Origin of the sequence: Jejuia pallidilutea, assembly GCF_002973595.1 — a bacterium.
Lineage (GTDB): Bacteria > Bacteroidota > Bacteroidia > Flavobacteriales > Flavobacteriaceae > Jejuia > Jejuia pallidilutea.
This window is the reverse complement of sequence record NZ_PVEO01000004.1, coordinates 205,835-225,545: the sequence shown is the minus strand read 5'-3', so window position 1 is coordinate 225,545 and position 19,711 is coordinate 205,835. Positions and strand designations below refer to the sequence as shown.

General features: G+C 34.2%; 10 protein-coding genes. 5 read left to right on the top strand and 5 right to left on the bottom strand.

Features of this window, described 5'->3' with window-relative positions; all coding sequences use genetic code 11:
* Positions 1–26 precede the first annotated feature (26 nt).
* The 3 genes from CLV33_RS08640 to CLV33_RS08630 are packed head-to-tail and all read left to right on the top strand — an operon-like array spanning position 27 to position 4,005.
* Positions 27–1,403, top strand: coding sequence for a 3-keto-disaccharide hydrolase (locus tag CLV33_RS08640; RefSeq protein WP_105473566.1), 1,377 nt, complete (start codon positions 27–29; stop codon positions 1,401–1,403).
* Between the two features lie 12 nt (positions 1,404–1,415).
* The gene (locus tag CLV33_RS08635) at positions 1,416–2,765 is read left to right on the top strand and encodes a Gfo/Idh/MocA family protein (protein ID WP_105473565.1); all 1,350 of its coding nucleotides are present in this window, start codon (positions 1,416–1,418) and stop codon (positions 2,763–2,765) included.
* A 55-nt stretch (positions 2,766–2,820) separates the two neighbouring features.
* On the top strand, positions 2,821–4,005 hold the full coding sequence (locus CLV33_RS08630) for a Gfo/Idh/MocA family protein (RefSeq protein ID WP_105473564.1): 1,185 nt from the start codon (positions 2,821–2,823) through the stop codon (positions 4,003–4,005).
* Positions 4,006–4,112: 107 nt separating this feature from the next.
* On the opposite strand, the gene CLV33_RS08625 is transcribed toward CLV33_RS08630, so the two are convergent.
* Complete coding sequence (locus CLV33_RS08625) at positions 4,113–5,348, bottom strand: glycoside hydrolase family 88 protein (protein WP_211297545.1); 1,236 nt, start codon at positions 5,346–5,348, stop codon at positions 4,113–4,115.
* Positions 5,349–5,880: 532 nt separating this feature from the next.
* On the opposite strand from CLV33_RS08625, the gene CLV33_RS08620 reads away from it, so the two are divergent.
* Together CLV33_RS08620 and CLV33_RS08615 are read left to right on the top strand one after the other, a co-directional pair.
* Positions 5,881–9,099 (top strand): SusC/RagA family TonB-linked outer membrane protein, encoded by a 3,219-nt coding sequence (locus CLV33_RS08620; RefSeq protein WP_105473563.1) that lies wholly within the window; start codon positions 5,881–5,883, stop codon positions 9,097–9,099.
* 44 nt (positions 9,100–9,143) lie between these two features.
* The gene (locus CLV33_RS08615) at positions 9,144–10,934 is read left to right on the top strand and encodes a RagB/SusD family nutrient uptake outer membrane protein (protein WP_105473562.1); all 1,791 of its coding nucleotides are present in this window, start codon (positions 9,144–9,146) and stop codon (positions 10,932–10,934) included.
* Between the two features lie 803 nt (positions 10,935–11,737).
* Here CLV33_RS08615 and CLV33_RS08610 read toward each other — a convergent pair.
* The 4 genes from CLV33_RS08610 to CLV33_RS08595 are packed head-to-tail and all read right to left on the bottom strand — an operon-like array spanning position 11,738 to position 19,711.
* Entirely contained in the window at positions 11,738–13,354 is a 1,617-nt protein-coding gene (locus CLV33_RS08610; RefSeq protein WP_105473561.1) for a RagB/SusD family nutrient uptake outer membrane protein, read from the bottom strand.
* A 28-nt stretch (positions 13,355–13,382) separates the two neighbouring features.
* A complete protein-coding gene (locus CLV33_RS08605) occupies positions 13,383–16,499 on the bottom strand; it encodes a SusC/RagA family TonB-linked outer membrane protein (protein ID WP_105473560.1) in 3,117 nt (1,038 codons plus the stop codon).
* A gap of 37 nt (positions 16,500–16,536) precedes the next feature.
* Entirely contained in the window at positions 16,537–18,057 is a 1,521-nt protein-coding gene (locus tag CLV33_RS08600; RefSeq protein WP_105473559.1) for a fasciclin domain-containing protein, read from the bottom strand.
* 28 nt (positions 18,058–18,085) lie between these two features.
* Positions 18,086–19,711, bottom strand: coding sequence for a fasciclin domain-containing protein (locus CLV33_RS08595; RefSeq protein WP_105473558.1), 1,626 nt, complete (start codon positions 19,709–19,711; stop codon positions 18,086–18,088).

Below are 19,711 nucleotides of genomic sequence, written 5' to 3'. Positions count from 1 at the left end.
TCAGATAATATTTAAACCTTACTAAAATGAAAAAATCTGTACTTTACAGTAAAATATTGCTTGTAGCTTTTGTTAGTTTATTTTATAACTGCAACCAAAAACCAAAAGATGATACACCATGGAAATCTTTGTTTAATGGTGAAAACTTAGATGGCTGGCACCAAAAAGGTGGTGAAGCAAAATATACAGTTAAAGATGGTGCCATTGTTGGAAGCACGGTGCACAATACCCCGAACTCATTTTTAACTACCAACGATACGTACTCTGATTTTATTCTGGAATTAGATTTTAAGGTAGACCCAAGCATGAATTCTGGTATTCAAATTCGTAGCAACAGTTTTCCGTATTATAAAAATGGACGTGTACACGGGTATCAAGTTGAGATAGACCCTTCTGATAGAGCTTATAGCGGAGGTATTTATGATGAAGCTAGACGTGGTTGGTTACATACTTTAGAAAACAACCCTGAAGCACAAAAAGCATTTAAACAAAACGAATGGAATCATTACCGTATTGAGGCCATTGGCGATACTATTAAAACATGGGTAAATGGCGTGCCTGCTGCTCATTTAATTGACGATAAAACCGATAGTGGATTTATATGTCTTCAAGTACATAGTATAAAGCCAGATCACGAAGAAGGTACAGAAATTGCTTGGAAAAACATTAAAATACTTACAGAGAACCTTTCTAAATATTCTAAAAACACAACAATTCCTCCAATTACCACAAAAAACAAACTAACAGTTGATGAGAAGAAACAAGGCTGGAAGCTTTTATGGGATGGTAAAACCACCAACGGATGGCGCGGTGCTAAACTAGACCATTTTCCTGAAAAAGGATGGGTTATTGAAGATGGTGTATTAAGTGTTTTATCCTCTGGCGGTGCAGAATCTAGAGCTGGTGGCGATATTGTTACTACAGATCTATTTGGCGATTTTGAGCTAAAAGTAGATTTTAAATTAACTCCCGGTGCTAACAGCGGTATTAAATATTATGTAGATACCGAAATAAATAAAGGTCCTGGATCTTCAATTGGTTTAGAATATCAAATTTTAGATGATGATTTACATCCTGATGCGAAAAAAGGAAATCATGAAGGCAGTCGTACTGTTAGTTCATTATATGATTTAATTAAGGCAGACCCTAACAAACCTATTAAGCCAATTGGCGAATGGAATACGGCACATATTATTTCAAAAAACAACCATATAGAGCATTGGTTAAACGGTGTGAAAGTGTTAGAATATGAAAGAAAAAGCGATGAGTACAGAAAATTAGTTTCTGAAAGTAAATATGTAAAATGGCCAAATTTTGGTGAACTTGATAAAGGTCAAATTCTTTTACAAGATCACGGCGATTTTGTATCGTTTAAAAACATTAAAATTCGTCCATTAAACTAAAAAAACATTAAAATGAGTTCAAACAGAAGAGATTTTATAAAAAAGACAGCATTAGGAGCCGTTGGAGCTACTTTAGTTTCTAATAGCGTTAATGCGATGACTGCCAAAAGTTACAGTAAAATTATTGGTGCTAACGACAGAATTAATGTTGCTATTCAAGGTTTAGGAAGGCGTTATGGTTCGTACATGCGCCCTATTTACGATAAAAAGAACAATATAGAGTTAAGTTATTTATGCGATGTGATGAAAAGCCAGCGCGATAAAGCAGCTAAGGCGGTTAAAGAAAATAGTCATCACAAACCAAAACTGGAAAACGACATTAGAAAAATAATTAACGATAAAGATGTTGACGCTATTTTTATGGCAACTCCAGACCATTGGCATGCACCAGGAGCCTGTATGGCTGTAGCGGCAGGCAAACATGTGTATTTAGAAAAACCTTGTAGCCATAATCTAAAAGAAGGCGAATTGCTTATCGCTTACCAAAAAAAATACGGCAAGCACATACAAATGGGCAACCAACAGCGTTCTTCAGCGCAATCGCAAGAAATTATAAACGATATCCATAACGGTATTATTGGTGATGTATATAATGCTATAGCATTTTATACTAGTAAAAGAGGCCGTGTACAAAATCAAATTGAAACGGCTCCACCAGAAGGATTAGATTGGGAACTATTCCAAGGACCAGCACCAAGACGCCCGTATACAGACGATACTTGGAACTATAACTGGCACTGGTACGGTTGGGATTACGGTACAGCCGAAATGGGCAACAACGCTACACATGAGCTAGATATTGCACGTTGGGCTTTAGATGCAAAATATCCAGAACATGTTGAAGTAAAATCTGGTAAATTTCATTATAAAGATGATGGTTGGGAAATGTACGATACTATGGAAGCTACCTTCCGTTTTGGCGGCAATAGAACCATACAATGGGATGGCCGTAGTAGAAATGGTTACGACAAATACGGTGCCGGACGTGGTACCATAATATATGGATCTGAAGGTTCTGTATTTATTGATAGAGATGGCTACAAATTGTATGATTTAAAAGGAAAGCTTATAAGAGAAAATATAATTCCTGGTCTAGAAAATGGTAATGCGCTTGGTGGCGGAGGCGCGCTAACAAGAGCTCACACTTTAAACTTTTTTGATGCCATTAGAGGAAAAGCTCCGTTAACATCACCCATAGATCAAGGTGTTATTAGCCAAACACTAACACATTACGCTAATATTGCGTCTAGAATAGACCAATCGTTTGATGTTGATGAAAATACTGGTAGAATTTATAATAGGGATGCCATGAAATTATGGTCTAGAACCTATGAACCGGGTTGGGAAATTAAACCCGTCTAACATTTATTTATTAATATACATTGTATCTTTATTGCCTAAAATCTTAAAATAATCCATGAAAAGAAGAGAATTTATAATTAAGGGCTCTATGGCGTCTGCTGCATTAACAACTTCGGCATTTGCCATGAATAAGGCGTTTAATTTTAAACATGCAAATGAAACCATAAATATTGGTGTTATTGGTACCGGAGACAGAGGAACCGGACTTACACATAACATTAATTCTATTGATAATTTTAATGTTATTGCTTGTTGCGATATTTTACCTTTTAGATTAGAAAACGGTTTAAAAACTGCTGCGGGTAAAGCAAAAGGCTATAAAGACTACAGGAAATTATTAGACAATAAAGATATTGATGCTATATTAGTTACCACACCATTAAATACACACTCGCAAATAGCTATTGATGCTTTAGATGCTGGAAAACACGTGTACTGTGAAAAAACCATGGCAAAAGGTTATCAGGACATTGATAATTTAGTTAAAAAAGCCAACCAATCTAAACATCTTACATTTCAAACAGGACATCAGTACCACAGTTCTAGATTATATACGCATGTGGTAGACCTTATTAAACAGGGTGAATTAGGTAAAATTGCTGCGTTTGAATGCCAATGGAACCGCCACGGTAATTGGAGGCGTCCTGTACCTAGTCCGGAACTTGAAAAAATTATTAACTGGCGCATGTATCGAGAGTTTTCTAGCGGATTAGTTGCTGAACTTTGCTCGCATCAAATAGATTTTGCCAATTGGGTATTAGGTGAAAAACCAACGCAAGTTATGGGAACTGGTGGTGTTGACTATTGGAAAGACGGACGTGAAACTTACGATAATATTCATTTAATATACAACTACGATAGCGGTGTAAAAGCCAAATTTACCTGTTTAACAAGCAATGCTAAAGACGATTACCAAATTAAAGTATTAGGAGACAAAGGCACACTAATACTAGATTATACAAAAGCATGGTTCTATCCAGAAGGCGGCAAAAAGAAACTAGATGTTGTAGATGGTGTTTCTGGAGCCACATCTAGTTTTAGTAAAGGCAAAGGTTATCCTGTGGTTGTGGATCATAAAGAACCTAGCTTACAAGCTTTAATTGACTTTAGAGATAATATTATAGATAATAAAGAACCTATATCTGGTTTAAAAACAGGAGCTAATACAGCTGTTTGTATACAAATGGCCTTAGATGCAATGTACAACAACAAAATTGTTAAAGCACCTTCTTACTATTAAGCTTACATTTAATGCAAAAAAAAACGAAACTTACAGTTTCGTTTTTTTTGCATAACATTTTGTTTGTTATATACTAGAAAATCTTATAATTAGGTAATACTAAAATTTTAGTTCGCAACTACCTTATCTGTTTCAGAATTAAGTTTTTCTAAATTTTTTAATCGAAGTAATGCTTCCATATAATAATAATCGGCATATACTATAGGTACATCAATTTCAGAGTTTTTAGGATAATGCCCAGTTGAGTGCAATAGTAATGCTTGGTTTTTATCTCCGCTTAAATATTCAGACGAACTTAAAGTAGACACCAAATCTTTAGCAGCCTTAAAATACTTTGCTTTTAACTCTTTATCTTCTACTAAATTTACTAACTCAAACAATCCACAAGCCACTACTGCTGCCGCAGATGCATCTTTAGGCGCTTCTGGTATATTAGGATCATCAAAATCCCAATAAGGAATACCATCCTTAGGTAGTCGGTTTAAAAAATGGTCTGCTAATTTTTTTGAAGTTTCTAAAAACGCTTTATCTCCTGTTTCTCTATATGCTACAGCAAAACCATAAACACCCCATCCTTGACCTCTAGCCCACATAGACTCGTCTGCATATCCTTGGTGCGTGTAACCTTTTAAAAATTCGCCAGTATCTTCATCAAAAGATCCTACATGATATACAGCACTATCTTTTCTAACAATATGTTCCATAGTTTGTTGAGCATGACTTACCGCTATGTCGTGCAAAGATGTATCGCCTCCGTTTTTTGCAGCCCAAAACAAAAGCTCTAAATTCATCATATTATCTATAATAGTATTGTACTTAAATTTGTGCATTTGACTAGGCCACGATAAAATTGTACCAACTTTGGGGCTATATAAGGTTGCTAATGTATCAGCAGCAGATAACAAAACATCTTTATAAGCTTCATTACCCGTTAACCTGTAGCCATTACCATAACTACAATACACCATAAAGCCTATGTCATGATTTCTAGCCGAACTATATGCTATCGTTTTTAATGGAGCTGTAAACCTCATAGCTTCTGCTTTCATCTCAGGATCGTTAGAAGCTTCATAAGCATACCATAAAACACCAGGCCAAAAGCCACTGCACCAATCTTCAACACCTACAAAATCCCAATCCGTTTTATCCTTTTTTATGTTTCTAGGGAAACTATCAGCATCTGATAGTGTTTTTACTACCTCTTTTAACTTTACAACATTAGATTGTAAAACTTTACTTGTTTGAAGACCTGAGATTTTATCTGCAGATACTTCTTTTTTTGTTGAATTACAAGCTAACATTAAAAATAAAGCTGCAATTAAAGATGGCTTGACTATACTCATTATAATAATATTAATTTCAAATTAAATTTATAGAAACATGCTTTTTTTAGATTCTATTGTGTTTAATAATTTACCGTATACAATTTTATGAATTAAACCCTAAATGAGCATTAAATTATAATTCAAAGACTATAAACTATAGCTCTTTTATAATGCTTTAACCAATTATTACCGTGTACCATTACTAAGTTTTACCAACCAAGGAGTTGTTTTTAGTTGTTTTAATAGTAAACTGCATGGTTAATTGTTTTATTAAACTATATATGGTACATATTACAGTAAAGAACAATGGTAATATATAGGGATAATTAAAGCAACCTTTCATATCAATAAAAGTAGAAGCAGAGAACTAAATTTAGTACTTGCCTACAAACATTTATAAAAGGGTAATAATTTACAGTTGTTGCACTTTAATTTATCAAAAAGCGATTTCCATTTTTTTAATATTGCTTTAACAATTAATCCATGATTTAATTCATGATTACCAAATGAATTATTTGAATGGACAACTAACACATTAAAACTAAACTTTATGATTAAACTTAAAAACTTTCAGTTAACTCTGAAAAAGCTAGCAAGTCTATTCTGGATAATAGGCTTGATGTTTTGTGGTATATCCAACAAAGCACATGCAACTACTAAAGCTACCACTTTAGATGTTGCTCAAACAACCATAACCGGTACAGTTATAAGTGCCGAAGACGATATGGGAATTCCAGGGGTAAATGTTCTTGTAAAAGGAACTTCAACAGGTGCTGTTACAGATTTTGATGGTAATTATTCCATAGATGCTCCATCTGGTAGCACATTAGTTTTTTCGTACATAGGATATGTTACCCAAGAAATTGTAGTAGGCAACCAAACTACTATTAATGTTACGCTTAGACCAGATCTAGCGCAATTAGATGAAGTTGTGGTAGTAGGTTATGGTACAGCAAAAAAGGAAACTCTAACTGGCGCCGTAGAACAAGTAAAGGCTGAAGCTTTTGAAGATTTAGCCGTGGGTAGTCCTGCTCTGGCACTTCAAGGTAGAACACCTGGATTAGTTGTTACCCGTACCTCTTCTAGACCAGGTAGTGAAGATGTTAACTTTTTAATTAGAGGTGTATCGTCTATAAACGGTATATCGCCTCTTATTGTTATAGATGGTATTCCAGCAATTAATGCAGATTCTTTTAACAATTTAAACCCAAATGATATCGAAAATATAAGTGTATTAAAGGGTGGTTCTGCTTCTGTATATGGTGCTCGTGCAGCTGGTGGTGTTATACTTGTAACTACTAAAAAAGGAAAAGGAAAAGTTTCTGTGAATGTAAGCTCTATATTACGTATGGGCACTATAGGTATTCGCCCTCCTTCACCAACCATGAAGGAATATGGACAACTTTATTTAGCAGCTGTAGATGAAGATATAGCAACAGGAAAACCTCCTAGATACTTCTTCTGGAGCGATAGAGAAACCGTACAAAGAATTGCTAACGGAGAAGAAGGGTATTATGATTTACCGATAAACGGAAGAATATGGTTAGGTAATGGTAACCGATTTGATGAAATGTTTGGCAACTCTTACTCTAGCCAACATAACATTAGTATTTCTGGCGGAACAGAAAAAAGTAGTTATCGTATTTCTGCCGGTTACGACAAAAATGTAGGTGGTTTAAAAGTTGCCGATGACACTGTAGATAGATATAACTTATCTGTAAACCTTTCTAATGATATTAGTGATAAATTAAATGTTACTACTAATATCTCGTACTTTAACAATACCTTCTCAGGTCCTGCAGAAGGATTGGCTAGAGAAGCAGCTACCTGGGATGCACCTTTATTCCCAACGTATAACCCACAAGGCCAATATTACGCAAACTTTGGTGGTGTTAACATTACCGGAGATAGAAATGCCATAGCACATGTTAAAGATGCCGGACGCCAAAATTATATAGATGAACAACTTAAATTAGCGTTCCAAGCTACTTACAAAATTAACGACAATTTAAACATCACTGGTTCTTATGCTTTTAGCAAGCAACATAGTGAAGACCAAGAGTATCAAGTACAAGTCCCTCTTTACAGTTGGGATGGCGATTTTTCTAATAATATCAATAACACTAATTTTATTCAAGAAGAAACAAGCTCTATAGTATACAAAAACTATAAGGCTGCTATTAATTACAGTAATACTTTTGGAGATCATAACTTATCTGGTCTTTTGGCTGTTGAAGCTGAAAAAAATGTAAGTAATGGTCTTAGAGCAAGAAGACAAGGAGCTACTGGTTTTATAGATTATGGCGTATACGACTTAAACTTAGGTGCTACAGATCAAATTGTACAAACTGAAGGTGGAGGTAGCAGTTGGGGCTTCTACGGATATATTGGCCGTATTAACTACGACTACAAAGGCAAGTACTTACTAGAGCTACAAGGTAGACGCGATGGTTCTTCTAGGTTCGCACAAGGACAAAAATGGTCTAACTATGGTAGTATTTCTGCTGGTTGGGTATTAACAGCTGAAGATTTTCTTGCTGACAACGACGTTATTTCTTTCTTAAAACTACGTGGTGGTTATGGAGAAGTAGGTAGTACAGCTGGTATTGGCAACTTTGGCTATTTATCTACAGTTGCTTTTGGAACTACAGTGTTTGGACAAACTTCTGCAGAACAACAAGTTACTACAAGAGCTAGTAGTTTATTTAGCAACACTACTACATGGGAACGTATTGTTAATAAAGAAATTGGTATAGATTTTAGATTGTTCAACAATAAAGTATTTGGTGCTGTAGACTTGTTTAACAAAAGAAACATTGGAATGCTTATTCGAAGACAAAGACCATCTATTTTAGGTACAAACCCACCATTTACAAACGAAGGAACATTAGAAACTAAAGGTTGGGAAGTACAGTTAGGATGGAGAGACCAAATTGGCGATTTCGATATTTCTGTAAGTGCTAATATGAGTGATGCCAGAAACGAAGTCATTGAGTTTTATGATGAACCAGGTTTTATAGGAGTCCCTACAGAAAACCTAAATAGTGGTAATGAAATAATTGAAGGCAAACCTATTAACTCTTTTTATTTATGGGAGACAGCTGGTTATTTTGATTCCCAAGCACAAGTAGATGCCTATTACGCAAGCTTAACTCCTGGTGGTATCTTACCTCCACAAACCTCTAATGATGCGCTACGTCCTGGGGATATGATTGTTGTAGACTCTAATGGAGATGGCATTCTTAACGTAGACGATTTAACCTATAAAGGTGATGCTGCACCTCATTACAATTACGGTTTAAATATTGATGTAAAATATAAAAACTGGGATTTAAGTGCCTTTTTCCAAGGTACTCTAGAACAAAACATATACAGAACAGGTTATTTTGCTCAACCTTTCCAAGCAGAATGGCAAAACCAATCAAATGCATGGTTAGGAAGAACATGGACAGAAGACAACCGTAACGCCGAATTCCCAAGACTATCTACACAACGTGGAATATCTAGATGGAATTATAGAAGTAAAGACCATATTTTACAAAACAATCGATACCTAAGACTAAAAGCGCTTATTATTGGTTATAATATACCCGATATAAAAATTGGTAATACAAACATTAATACGTTCAGAGTTTATTTTTCAGGAAACGATTTGTTTGAGTTTACCAGCGTAAAAGATGGTTATGACCCTGAATTTCAAGCTAGTACAAACGCAAGTGCTTATCCATTTATGCGTACTTGGGCATTGGGTGTAAAAGTTTCATTATAAATTTTAAGACAATAAAATTTATTAATCAATAAAAAAATATACAAATGAAGAAAATAATAAATATAATTATACCATGCGTAATGGTCTTTTTCACAGCCTGTGAAGATGAATTTATAGACTTAACACCACCTGCGGCGATAACAGATGATGTTTATTATACGGAAGCTGAGCACTTTTTAACAGGCTCTAATAGGTTTTATACCAACTTACACAGATGGCAAGACCAACCTTTATATTCAGATCACGGTTCTGATTTAGTTGGTTATGATGAAGCCAGTGATATGCAAGAATACAGTAGAGGCGAAACACAAGCGCCAGCATCTGATGCATATTACAATAATGCTTACAATGCTATTAGAGATATGAATCTTTTATTAGCAAGAGCTGAAGATTATCAAGGAAATGATATTGGAGAATATGTTGCAGCTACTCATTTTCATAGAGCTTACCAATACTTCTTTTTATTGCAACGTTTTGGAGGAGTTCCTTTAGTTACTGAACCTCTAGATGTTTCTTCTGCAGAGTTGTACGGCCCACGCAGTAGTAGATATGAAGTTACCGATCAAATTTTATCAGATTTAGATCAAGCTATAGCAGGTTTACCTAATGAAGCAAATATAGCAGGCTCTGATAAAGGTAAAATTAGCAAAGAAGCAGCTATGGCTTTTAAAGCCGATGTTTTGCTACACGAAGCTACTTGGATGAAATACGTTGGTGATACTACCGATGGTGACGGTACTTCATTTGGTGCTGGAAGTGCTGGAATGAACCCTGCAAATATTAATACTTATTTGCAAGAAGTAGTTACATTAACAAAATCTATAATGGATTCTGGCACTTTTGAATTGTGGAATTACAACGACCAGCTTGATGACTTAAGCTCAAATTTCCTTTTCAATTTAGAAGATGGAGGATCTAACCCTGCAGGACTAGACAAGGCAACTAACAAAGAATTTATTTTCTACAATAAATACGATTTTACATTCAGACAAGCAGGAACATTATTAAGCCATGTAATGGAAGGAAGGGTAAAACCAAGTAGAAAAATGATTGATTTGTTTTTATGTTCGGATGGATTACCAATAGATCAATCTCCATTATTCCAAGGTTACGCCAATCCTGAAGACGAGTTCCAAAACAGAGATCTTAGAATGCGAGCTTACTTTACCAATCACAGAAATCTTGGAGTTATACCTACAATAGCAGGCGATGACAGATTAAGATTAAATGGAACCAACAATTTTGGATACTTTAATGCTAAGTTTATGAGCTGGAAATGGGGTACAGATGAGGCTTATAGAGCTACACAGACTGAAGCGTTCGACATGCCCTTTATACGTCTTGCAGAAGTGTATTTAATGTATGCAGAAGCACTATATGAGTTGAATGGCAGCTTAAGCGATGCTGAAATGAATGAATCTATAAATTTAGTAAAGGAAAGAGCAGGATTACCTCCTCTAACCAATGCATTTTTAACTGCTAACAACCTAGACATAGGAACCGAAATTAGAAGAGAACGTGCTATTGAACTATACGCTGAAGGGTTTACAAGGTTTAATGACCTAAAACGATGGGGTATTGCTGAGCAAGAACTTGGTGAACCCATATATGGTGCTGTTATTGAAGGTACAGTTTGGGAAACCGATACTAATTTATATGATCCTTCTAAATATGGCTTCCCTGAAGAGACAACCGAGACAGGAGTTGGCCCTAGAAGATGTTTAGTAGTTCAGCCGTCGTCAATTCGTAACTTTTCTCGAGATAATTATTTATTTCCGTTACCAACAAACGAGCTTGGTTTAAATGATAACCTGTTACAAAATCCAGGCTACTAGAAATAAAATGATTAAAAAAAATGAATTAGTTAGTTTTTGTTGAGTTAATTTTAAAACAACGTTTTTACTTAGTTTTTTAGCCGCAGTTAAATCTGCGGCTTTTTTTATGCTTTATTTTTGCTGTATTATTTAAACGGTTTTGTGGGCTCAATATATAACTATTACTTTCACCTAAACCCTACTTGCTAAGTCACTTTTTTATGCAATAAAGAGAAACCTTAAAGAACTTAAATCTGTAGAATTGCTTAATAGAAATTAGGCATACTTAATTTGCGTAATTATGCATAATGCTATTTAGTAATTTAGAACGAAATGAAGCATTTATTGATAATCAATGAGATTCCTCGCTGCCTTGAACACCTAATCTTTACAGGAATAAAAAATGAATATTTTTTGGTTTTTAACAGTTCCTGACATTCAGTACTGAAGTATTATTTTTTAAATAAGATATGAGTCAATCACAAATTATTAAATGTGTACAGCTCGTTTATTAATATTTTAAGAGGTAGCTTAACATCTACTATTAATTTTTTTTAAAACTATACTTTAGCTTAAAAACCACTTGCTAATGTATACTTATGGAATGGGTTTAAATATTTAACCAACCATTAAAATAAAGATGTGTTTTAAACATTTTAACGGCGTTACACAAACAAGTTAACCTTATACGTAAATTCATAAAAAAACGCCATAAAAATAAATTTATGACGTTTTGTATTAATTGAAAAAGTGTTTTTTACTTTACGTTTATTCTTTATTATTAATATAAATTAAACTTCTGTTAAGAAAACTAAGGTATAAGTTTAATTACCAGATGAAAAATTACTTGGAATAGTTAACGGTAAAAACCAATTTTCCGGATTCATTAATTTAGCCTGTATAGCTGCAGCTCCTGCATCATCTCCCGAAGTTTCAAACTTATCAGCAACGGCATTTGCCAAAATACTAGCATCGTTACTTCTAAGCGCAAAACGCATTAAGTCCTCCCATCTGTTGCCTTCAAAAGCAAGTTCTAGAGCCGCTTCTTCTAATATAAGCATACCTACTTCTTCTATTTTCTCTGCCTCAGTTAAATCTTCATTAACAGTTACTGGCTCCATAGAAACGCGTCCTCTAACACCTAAATTACCAGATATGGGCTCGTCGCTAGAATTGGTGTTAAAATATTGGTCTACATCAAAATTTAAATACCCCTCGTCATTATCAAAAATCGGCGCATCTTTTGGCTCTACACCTGGATTGTTAAAAATACCATTTACTATAGTTAAGGCCTGATCTGGGAAACCTGCATAATTTATAGCTTCGGCATATCTTAAATAAATCTTTACTACTCTATTCCAAACAAAATATTCGTATTGGTATTTTGTAATTATAGCTAAGTCTCCTTCGCCTTCGTAAGATGCTTCTGCTCTATTATCGCCTAGTTCGTATCGTTCGCCTTCAAATGCTTTAAACTGAGCGCCCCATTTTAAAATGGCAAGGGCAGAAGGCTTTATTTCGTTCATTAAAATAGAAAATGCGCTATTTGGTTGTCTATACTGATCATCGAAAGCAACATAATTAATAACCACATTGTTCTGAATGTTTTCTTGATAAATATTTTCCCAATTGTTCCTTACGTTATAATTTCCACCAGATTGCGTTGTAATAGCCCCATATTGACTAGTTAAGTTGTAAAAATTTCCACCTCCACTAACATTATCATCTAAAAATTGCTTGTAGTGTATAGCTGCCTCTACATAATTACCTTTCCATAAATTTAAATCGCCTAGTAAAATATCTTGATTAGGAATCATTTTAAATATGTTAAACCCTAACGAATTTTCATATTTGGTTACATTTTCTACACCTGTAATGGGTTGTAAATCTAATATAAGTTGATCAATAGCCTCATTAATGGTTAATAACGGATAATTCTTTTCTAAATCGTCATTGGTTCTTATAGGCTCTGTAATGTACGGAAGTTTACCGTAGTGTATTAAAATTTGCATTTGTGCCCAAACTCTAATTCTAAGTATAGATGCATAATCGTCTAGCAATAAATTTTCATAAGCCTCAGTATCAATACCTTCAATAGCAAAATTACAATTGTTTATGATGGCAAATAATGCCGTAGGGTCTGAATAGCTATTGCCTTCTTCTACCTCATGCTTACTTATTTGTCTTAACTCGTCTGCTGTTCTAGAATTTACGTTAACTAGATCTGCTCGTAGTTCTCCCAACACAACATACTGCCCTGTTAGCTCTTGCATTTGGGACAATACACCAAATAAAGCTGATCTTGCATCTAATTCGCTATCTCCTAAGTAATCATCAGAAAGTACAACTTCTTCTGGATCAACGTCCAACAAGCTTTCACAGGAAGTAAACACCGCCAAACCAAAGAGTAATAGTAACGTAATATTTATATATCTTTTCATTATATATGTTTTTATTTTTTTTACTTTTTTATAATCCTACTCTAACTCCAATTAATACTGAACTGTATTGTGGTGTAAAACCAGCATCAATACCCTGCAAATAACTTACCTGTGAAGTACTAAATTCGGGATCAAAACCTAAATAGTCTGTAAAAGTTATAATGTTATTTGCCGTTACATAAAATGTTGCATTGAAAATTTCTGGACTGTAAGACAATGATAAGGTTTTAAGACGTATAAACGAACCATCTTCAATCCATCTATCTGAAAATCTAGAATTACCAGGAGCATCTCCATAAACGGCTCTGGGAATGTTAGTGTTTTGATTACTTACTTGCCAACGATTTACAGTAGCTAAACTTTGATTTGATACACCACTCATAGACTCGTTTTGCCATCTTAAAGCATTGTAAACATCGTTACCTTGGCTAAAAGAAAATACAGCAGACAAACTAAGTTTTTTATAAGTAAATGTATTGTAAATCATTCCTGTAAAATCTGGGTTGGGATCTCCAATCACTACTCTGTCATCTTCATTAATTACATTATCTGAAGCATTTGTATTTACAAATCGTACATCTCCAGCCACAAATGGTCTTTGAAAACCTTGAGGGTCTGTCCAATTTAAACCAGCTGAGGTAGCTTCAGCAGCATCGTTATAAATACCATCTGTTTTATACCCATAAAATAGACCTAGAGGACTACCTTCTTGATTTAGTATAGTAGCATTTACTCCTTCAATATTGTTTATTTGCTGATTTCCGGGTAATGAAAGAATCTCATTTTTGTATGTTGAAATATTACCGCCTATATCCCAACTAAAATTACTTGTATTGAAAATTCTAGCATTCAAACCTAATTCAAAACCGGTATTTTTTATTCTACCGTCGTTATTTAAAAAGCCTTCACTTCCAAAAATTGGACTAGTTTCATTTAAGTTTAACAACCCTTCACTAACATTATTAAAGTAATCTAAATTCAACGATAATCGCTCATTAAATAAACCTATGTCTAACCCTAAATTTGCTTTGGCAGTTTCCTCCCATCTAATAGAACTATTAGCAATATTACCGTTAACCAAACCTGTTCCTTCTAAAAATCTTGTTGAGACAAAATAAGATTCTGCGTTGTAGTTTCCAACACCATCGTTACCTGTTAATCCATAACTTACACGAAGTTTTAATTGATCAACGGAAGGAAGATTAGACATAAATTTTTCAGATGAAACTAACCAAGCAGCTCCAATACCTGGAAAAAACCCAGCAGATTTATCATCCCCAAAACGTGAAGACGCATCTATTGCAAGATTATAGCTTACAAAAAACTTATTTAAAAATGAATAATCTGCATTGGCATAAATAGATCCGTAGTTCCAGTTGCCAATGCTACCAGATGTTACAAAGGTTAAACGATCTCCACTTTGTAAATTAGTGAATTGATCATCTCCAGCATTTCCACTGGTAGAAAAAGAATTTTCGTAATTGTTTTGATTGTAACGTACACCAAGGTTTAAAGAAAAATTGTGAATATCGTCTACGTTAAACACATAATTTAGTCTTGTATCGTTGTATAAAGAAAATAAACTTTCGGCACTCACTTTAGAAGTTCTTACCTGTTCGTCTCCAAATGCGTTAAATTCTGTAGATAAACCTAAATCTGGTAAAAATACTTTCTGTCTGTTTTTAATATAATTGGCACCTATTAAAGTACTAAATGTTAACTTATCTGAAATCTTATAAGAAATTTTAAAGTTACCAAATAAGTTATAATCTTTAGCTGCAAAAATTGTATTATCTGTAATAGCCACAGGATTACTAAAACCACCAATATTATCTACATCCTCGTAAACACCTGTTACTACTCCATCTGCATTTGGAACAAAAGGAGCTAAAAATGGAGATTTGTTGAGTGCTGAAAAAATTGGTGAGGAGCTTAATAAACCATCATCAAAAACATCTCTATTAGTATAACTTACACTTAAATTTGTATTTAAAAATAATTTTTCTGAAATACTTGTTTCAGCATTAAATCGTGTGGTAAACCTGTCGAAACTAGAATTCTCAACAACACCTTTATTAGTTGTATACCCAATAGATAGCCCGTATTTAGAAATTTCATCGCCCCCTGTTACTTTTAAATAGTAGTCGTTTACATAATTGTTATTAAACACCTCATCCTGCCAATTGGTTTCATTATGATACCTTTCGTAATCTTCAAACTCCTGGTTGTTATTAAAAAATGGTAACCTACTAATTTCGTCTACTGAATAGAGTCCTGAATCGTTCAATTGGTTAGATAAAAACGATCTAAACTGTTTGCTATTCATCATTGGCAAGTTATTGGGCTGAAAATTTAAGCCCCCTTGAACGTAAAAATCAATTTTTGTTGTTACACCCTCGGCCTTGTTTGTTTCTATAAGTATCACACCGTTTGCTGCCCTAGAACCATAAATAGATGCTGCATCCTTTATTACAGTAATATTGGCAATATCCTTGGGGTTAATATCAGATAATGGATCGTAGCTGTAGCCACCAATTAAATCGTTGTTAACAAAAGTGTTTGTTTCTATCATCATACCATCAACAATAACTAATGGCTGGGTTGTTCCGTTAATAGTATTATAACCTCTAATAAACATGTTTGCTCCTATTCCTGGTACTCCAGAACGCATAATGGAGCGCATACCACTTAATTCTCCATTAATAATATTGGCAAAAGATTCTCTAGGTGTTGCAATATCACCTTCTTTTGTAGAAATAGCGTTAACAATAGAAGCGTTGGATTTACCATTTAATAGCATATGAACGTCTTGTTCGTAATACGAATTAAAATCTGTATTGTGCAACTCAATTTCAACATCTGTTCTTCCTTTAAGCGCTACTTCTTTTGTTTTGTAATCTGGATTAGACACAATAAGCGTAACCCTAGGATCGGGAACCTTTATTGTAAACTTACCTTCTTTGTTTGTAGTAACAGAAGCGTATGCACCAATACGAATGTTTATTCCAGCTAAAGGTTGTTTATCCCTGGCATCTATTACCGTTCCTGTAACGCTTAAATTGGTACTTTCCTGTCCTCGCAATGCAAAAGTGATTCCGAAAAATAAAATGAAAAGCAGTAAATATGTATTTTTTATTTTCATCATGATCAGATAATTGATATTTAGTTTTAGGTTGTATTAATTATTCTGTTGGAACTAATTCTGCATAATCGATACCGAAACGGCGGTCGTACAATAAAAGCTCTGGTTCACTTACATCTACTATTACTTTTAGTTTCACAAAGAAGTAATCGTCCTCCTGTCCGGTAGCATAGAATGAAAAATCGAAAGTATCGCCAATTGTTACAACACCATCTTCTAAATTACTAACTACTATAGGCCCTATTTCTTCTATTGTAGGACGAAAATTGGAACGAATATAACTGAACTGAAATTTTAATTTTGTGTCTTGTGTGGCTCCTACTGGAGTGAACTTTAAATTTAACTTGTAACTAGCAGCAAGTACATTGCTAAATGTTATTTCGAAAAAATTATTAGTATCTCCAGGTGTTGGATTTTCTAACAAAGTAATCTCATTTGTAAATTCTTCAGAGGCCGTTATATCATATCTTTTTTGTATTGAAAAATCTGTTAAAGAGCCTGTAGTTCTTTTTTCTGTATTTTCTATTTCGTACCTAATTGGTTTGTAAATCACACCTCTAGGATCAAAGTCTAATTCGTTTACTACAAACACATTACCATTACTTAACTCAATATTTTCAACAATTAAACTGGGATCCAGCATAACCTCGCTACCTGTAGTTGAAGTAATAGTAGTACCGTTTAAATTGTCTGGGTCTACTTGCGGAAAGTTTAAATTTCTAAAAATGGTTTTCTCTGTTTTATTCTTAACAGAATCTACTAATGGATGATTGTAATAATCATCAAAAATATCGAAGATGCTTTCGTATGCATCATCAGTTAAACCAATAAAAGAAAAACGTTCTTCTTCTGAACTTAAATCGCCAATTGTTTTAAAATACGTATTGGTAGTAGTATATATTGAGTCGTATACCGGCTGTCCTAAGGTATTGGTACCTATTTTTACGCTATTTGCCTCATCAAAAGCTGTTTCATTAAATTGGCTTAAATACGCCATTAATTTAGGGTATCTTTCAACATTATCATTTAAGTAACCCCAAATATTAGGATTTACATCAATAACCTCATTTATAGTGTGCAGAACCCCGTTAGAAGCTAAAATATCCTTTTCTACTAAATTAACACCTCCAAAACTAGAATCCCCATTTGTATTTATAAATTCAACATACTTATCATTAAACATCTTAACCAAAACCTCATCATTATGAGCGGTATTATAGGAGAACAAACTTATATGGTTTCCTATGAGTTGCTTTAGCAAATCTGGATCGTTTAGAATCGCAGTTGGAACCTGCTCGAAAGCGGCGTTATTAGGCGCCCAAACTGTGTATGCTTGGGCAGATGCCAATTCTTCATTATAACCTGTTTGATTGAGATATTGTACAAATGTTGAATAGTTAGAATCCTCTGAAAGGATTGAAAGAATGTTATTCTCTAACCTAGAGTCTAGTTGCTCGTAATGGTCATCCCAAGCATCGTCTTTACAACCAATAGCCGTAAACAAGCAAATTAGAAGCATAATAAGGCCAAAGTTAACAATGGTATTATTTCTATTTTTCATTATAAGTTCTTTAATTAAAGTATTTAAATTAGTCTACTGGAATCCACTCTATAAAATCTATAGGGCTATTTCCAGATTTTAAGGTTTCAAACCTTACAACATGTCGTTTTTGTTCTGGAATTAGTAATTCCCTAGATACAATAAATCTACTGTTACCTGATTTTTCAGCTTGCGAAACCCCTTTATTATCTACATATTCTTCATACCCTAATCTCCAACCTCTCGAATCCATTAAAGTTTCGTCTGGCCATCCTATATCACCTGCTCTAAGGGTCATGTTATACACAGAACCAATTGGTTCGCCATCAAAGTATATTTGAAAGATGGCACGCGCTCCGTTACCGCCGTTACCCATTACCAACATTTCGTACTTTCCCTTTGGAATTACTGGGGTATCAAATTCAAACCATGCAACACCAGCAATATCCAGCACTGTGTGGTCGATATTTGAGTTTTTACTTTGTCTTAAGTATCTAACGTCTTTCTCGGGGAACCAGCGTATAAACTCCCATGCCGTACTAGGCACCTTTTGGTGCGAACGAATTAGTCTAGATTGATATTCTGGTTGATCGCTAATTACATCAAAGATGATATGTTTAGGCTTTGGAACAAAAATTGTGAATAATTTATCAACGGTATGATAAACACCATTTTTCGAAGGGTAATTACTTTCAGATGTTATTATAGATGTCCAGGTATCATCAACGCCTGTTTCTGTTTCATTTAATCTTAATTCCTTATCGGTCTTAAAAGACTTAATGGCATTTCTAGGCAATACTGTGTTTATAAATGCATCTTCTGGAAAATCTGCGGTGTACAAAAAGTTCTTTGTTGCATGATATCCTACATATCTATTTAAGTCGTTATCTGGGTTTGTAAAATCAGAATCACTGGGCGATATTCTTGCAACTAAATCTTCAAACGAATTAATACCTTCTTTAGCATAAACCTCGTCTGACTCTGCCAATATTGTAAAGTTATTTTTAGAACCATTATCAGCAAAAATGACTGAAAAAATTTCGTAATATCCTGTTTGTTTCATTGCTTCAACAAAAATATTGTGCTTTCCTGCTTTCTCCATAGCTGCAGGAACTGGGTCAACAAATGGCGACATTACACCATTTATAGCATGTATAACTCCATTATTAGTGCGAATATCGTATTGTTCTAAACCTACCTCTCTATTTATCTCTACATTAGAAATACCACCTCCTCTTAAAAAGGATGTTGTTAAATAATCTCCTGTATAGGTAGTATCAGGAAGTCTTCCTTCAATAAAGCTACTAGTAAGTCGTCCAGATGGCATAGTATGGAACTTTACCAAAACCTTTAAAAACTCAATATCTTGTTCAGATGAAAGCTCATCGATAGAGTTTGCATTAAAGTTTTCTTGTATGTATTTAAGTATTGCTTCGTTGGTTGGTGCAAAACACGTATAGTTACCATAACTTTTTAAAGCGTTGTAATACTCTGTTTTTTCCAGAATTTCTAGGTATAATGAAAATTTCTCTGGATTTGATTCTAGAGTTCCAATAATAGTCATCTCGTCCGTAGTAAAGAACGTTGTGTCTTCGAGATCATCGTTACATGCATTTAGGAATAACATAAACACACATAAACCTACAATCCATGTCATTAATTTTTTGGTTTCCAT

What these genes read in the sequence shown, in the direction of transcription:
- CLV33_RS08640 (WP_105473566.1), top strand. Translation starts at nt 27, where the DNA reads ATGAAAAAATCTGTACTTTACAGTAAAATATTGCTTGTAGCTTTTGTT.
- CLV33_RS08635 (WP_105473565.1), top strand. Translation starts at nt 1,416, where the DNA reads ATGAGTTCAAACAGAAGAGATTTTATAAAAAAGACAGCATTAGGAGCC.
- CLV33_RS08630 (WP_105473564.1), top strand. Translation starts at nt 2,821, where the DNA reads ATGAAAAGAAGAGAATTTATAATTAAGGGCTCTATGGCGTCTGCTGCA.
- CLV33_RS08625 (WP_211297545.1), bottom strand. Translation starts at nt 5,348, where the DNA reads ATGAGTATAGTCAAGCCATCTTTAATTGCAGCTTTATTTTTAATGTTA.
- CLV33_RS08620 (WP_105473563.1), top strand. Translation starts at nt 5,881, where the DNA reads ATGATTAAACTTAAAAACTTTCAGTTAACTCTGAAAAAGCTAGCAAGT.
- CLV33_RS08615 (WP_105473562.1), top strand. Translation starts at nt 9,144, where the DNA reads ATGAAGAAAATAATAAATATAATTATACCATGCGTAATGGTCTTTTTC.
- CLV33_RS08610 (WP_105473561.1), bottom strand. Translation starts at nt 13,354, where the DNA reads ATGAAAAGATATATAAATATTACGTTACTATTACTCTTTGGTTTGGCG.
- CLV33_RS08605 (WP_105473560.1), bottom strand. Translation starts at nt 16,499, where the DNA reads ATGATGAAAATAAAAAATACATATTTACTGCTTTTCATTTTATTTTTC.
- CLV33_RS08600 (WP_105473559.1), bottom strand. Translation starts at nt 18,057, where the DNA reads ATGAAAAATAGAAATAATACCATTGTTAACTTTGGCCTTATTATGCTT.
- CLV33_RS08595 (WP_105473558.1), bottom strand. Translation starts at nt 19,711, where the DNA reads ATGGAAACCAAAAAATTAATGACATGGATTGTAGGTTTATGTGTGTTT.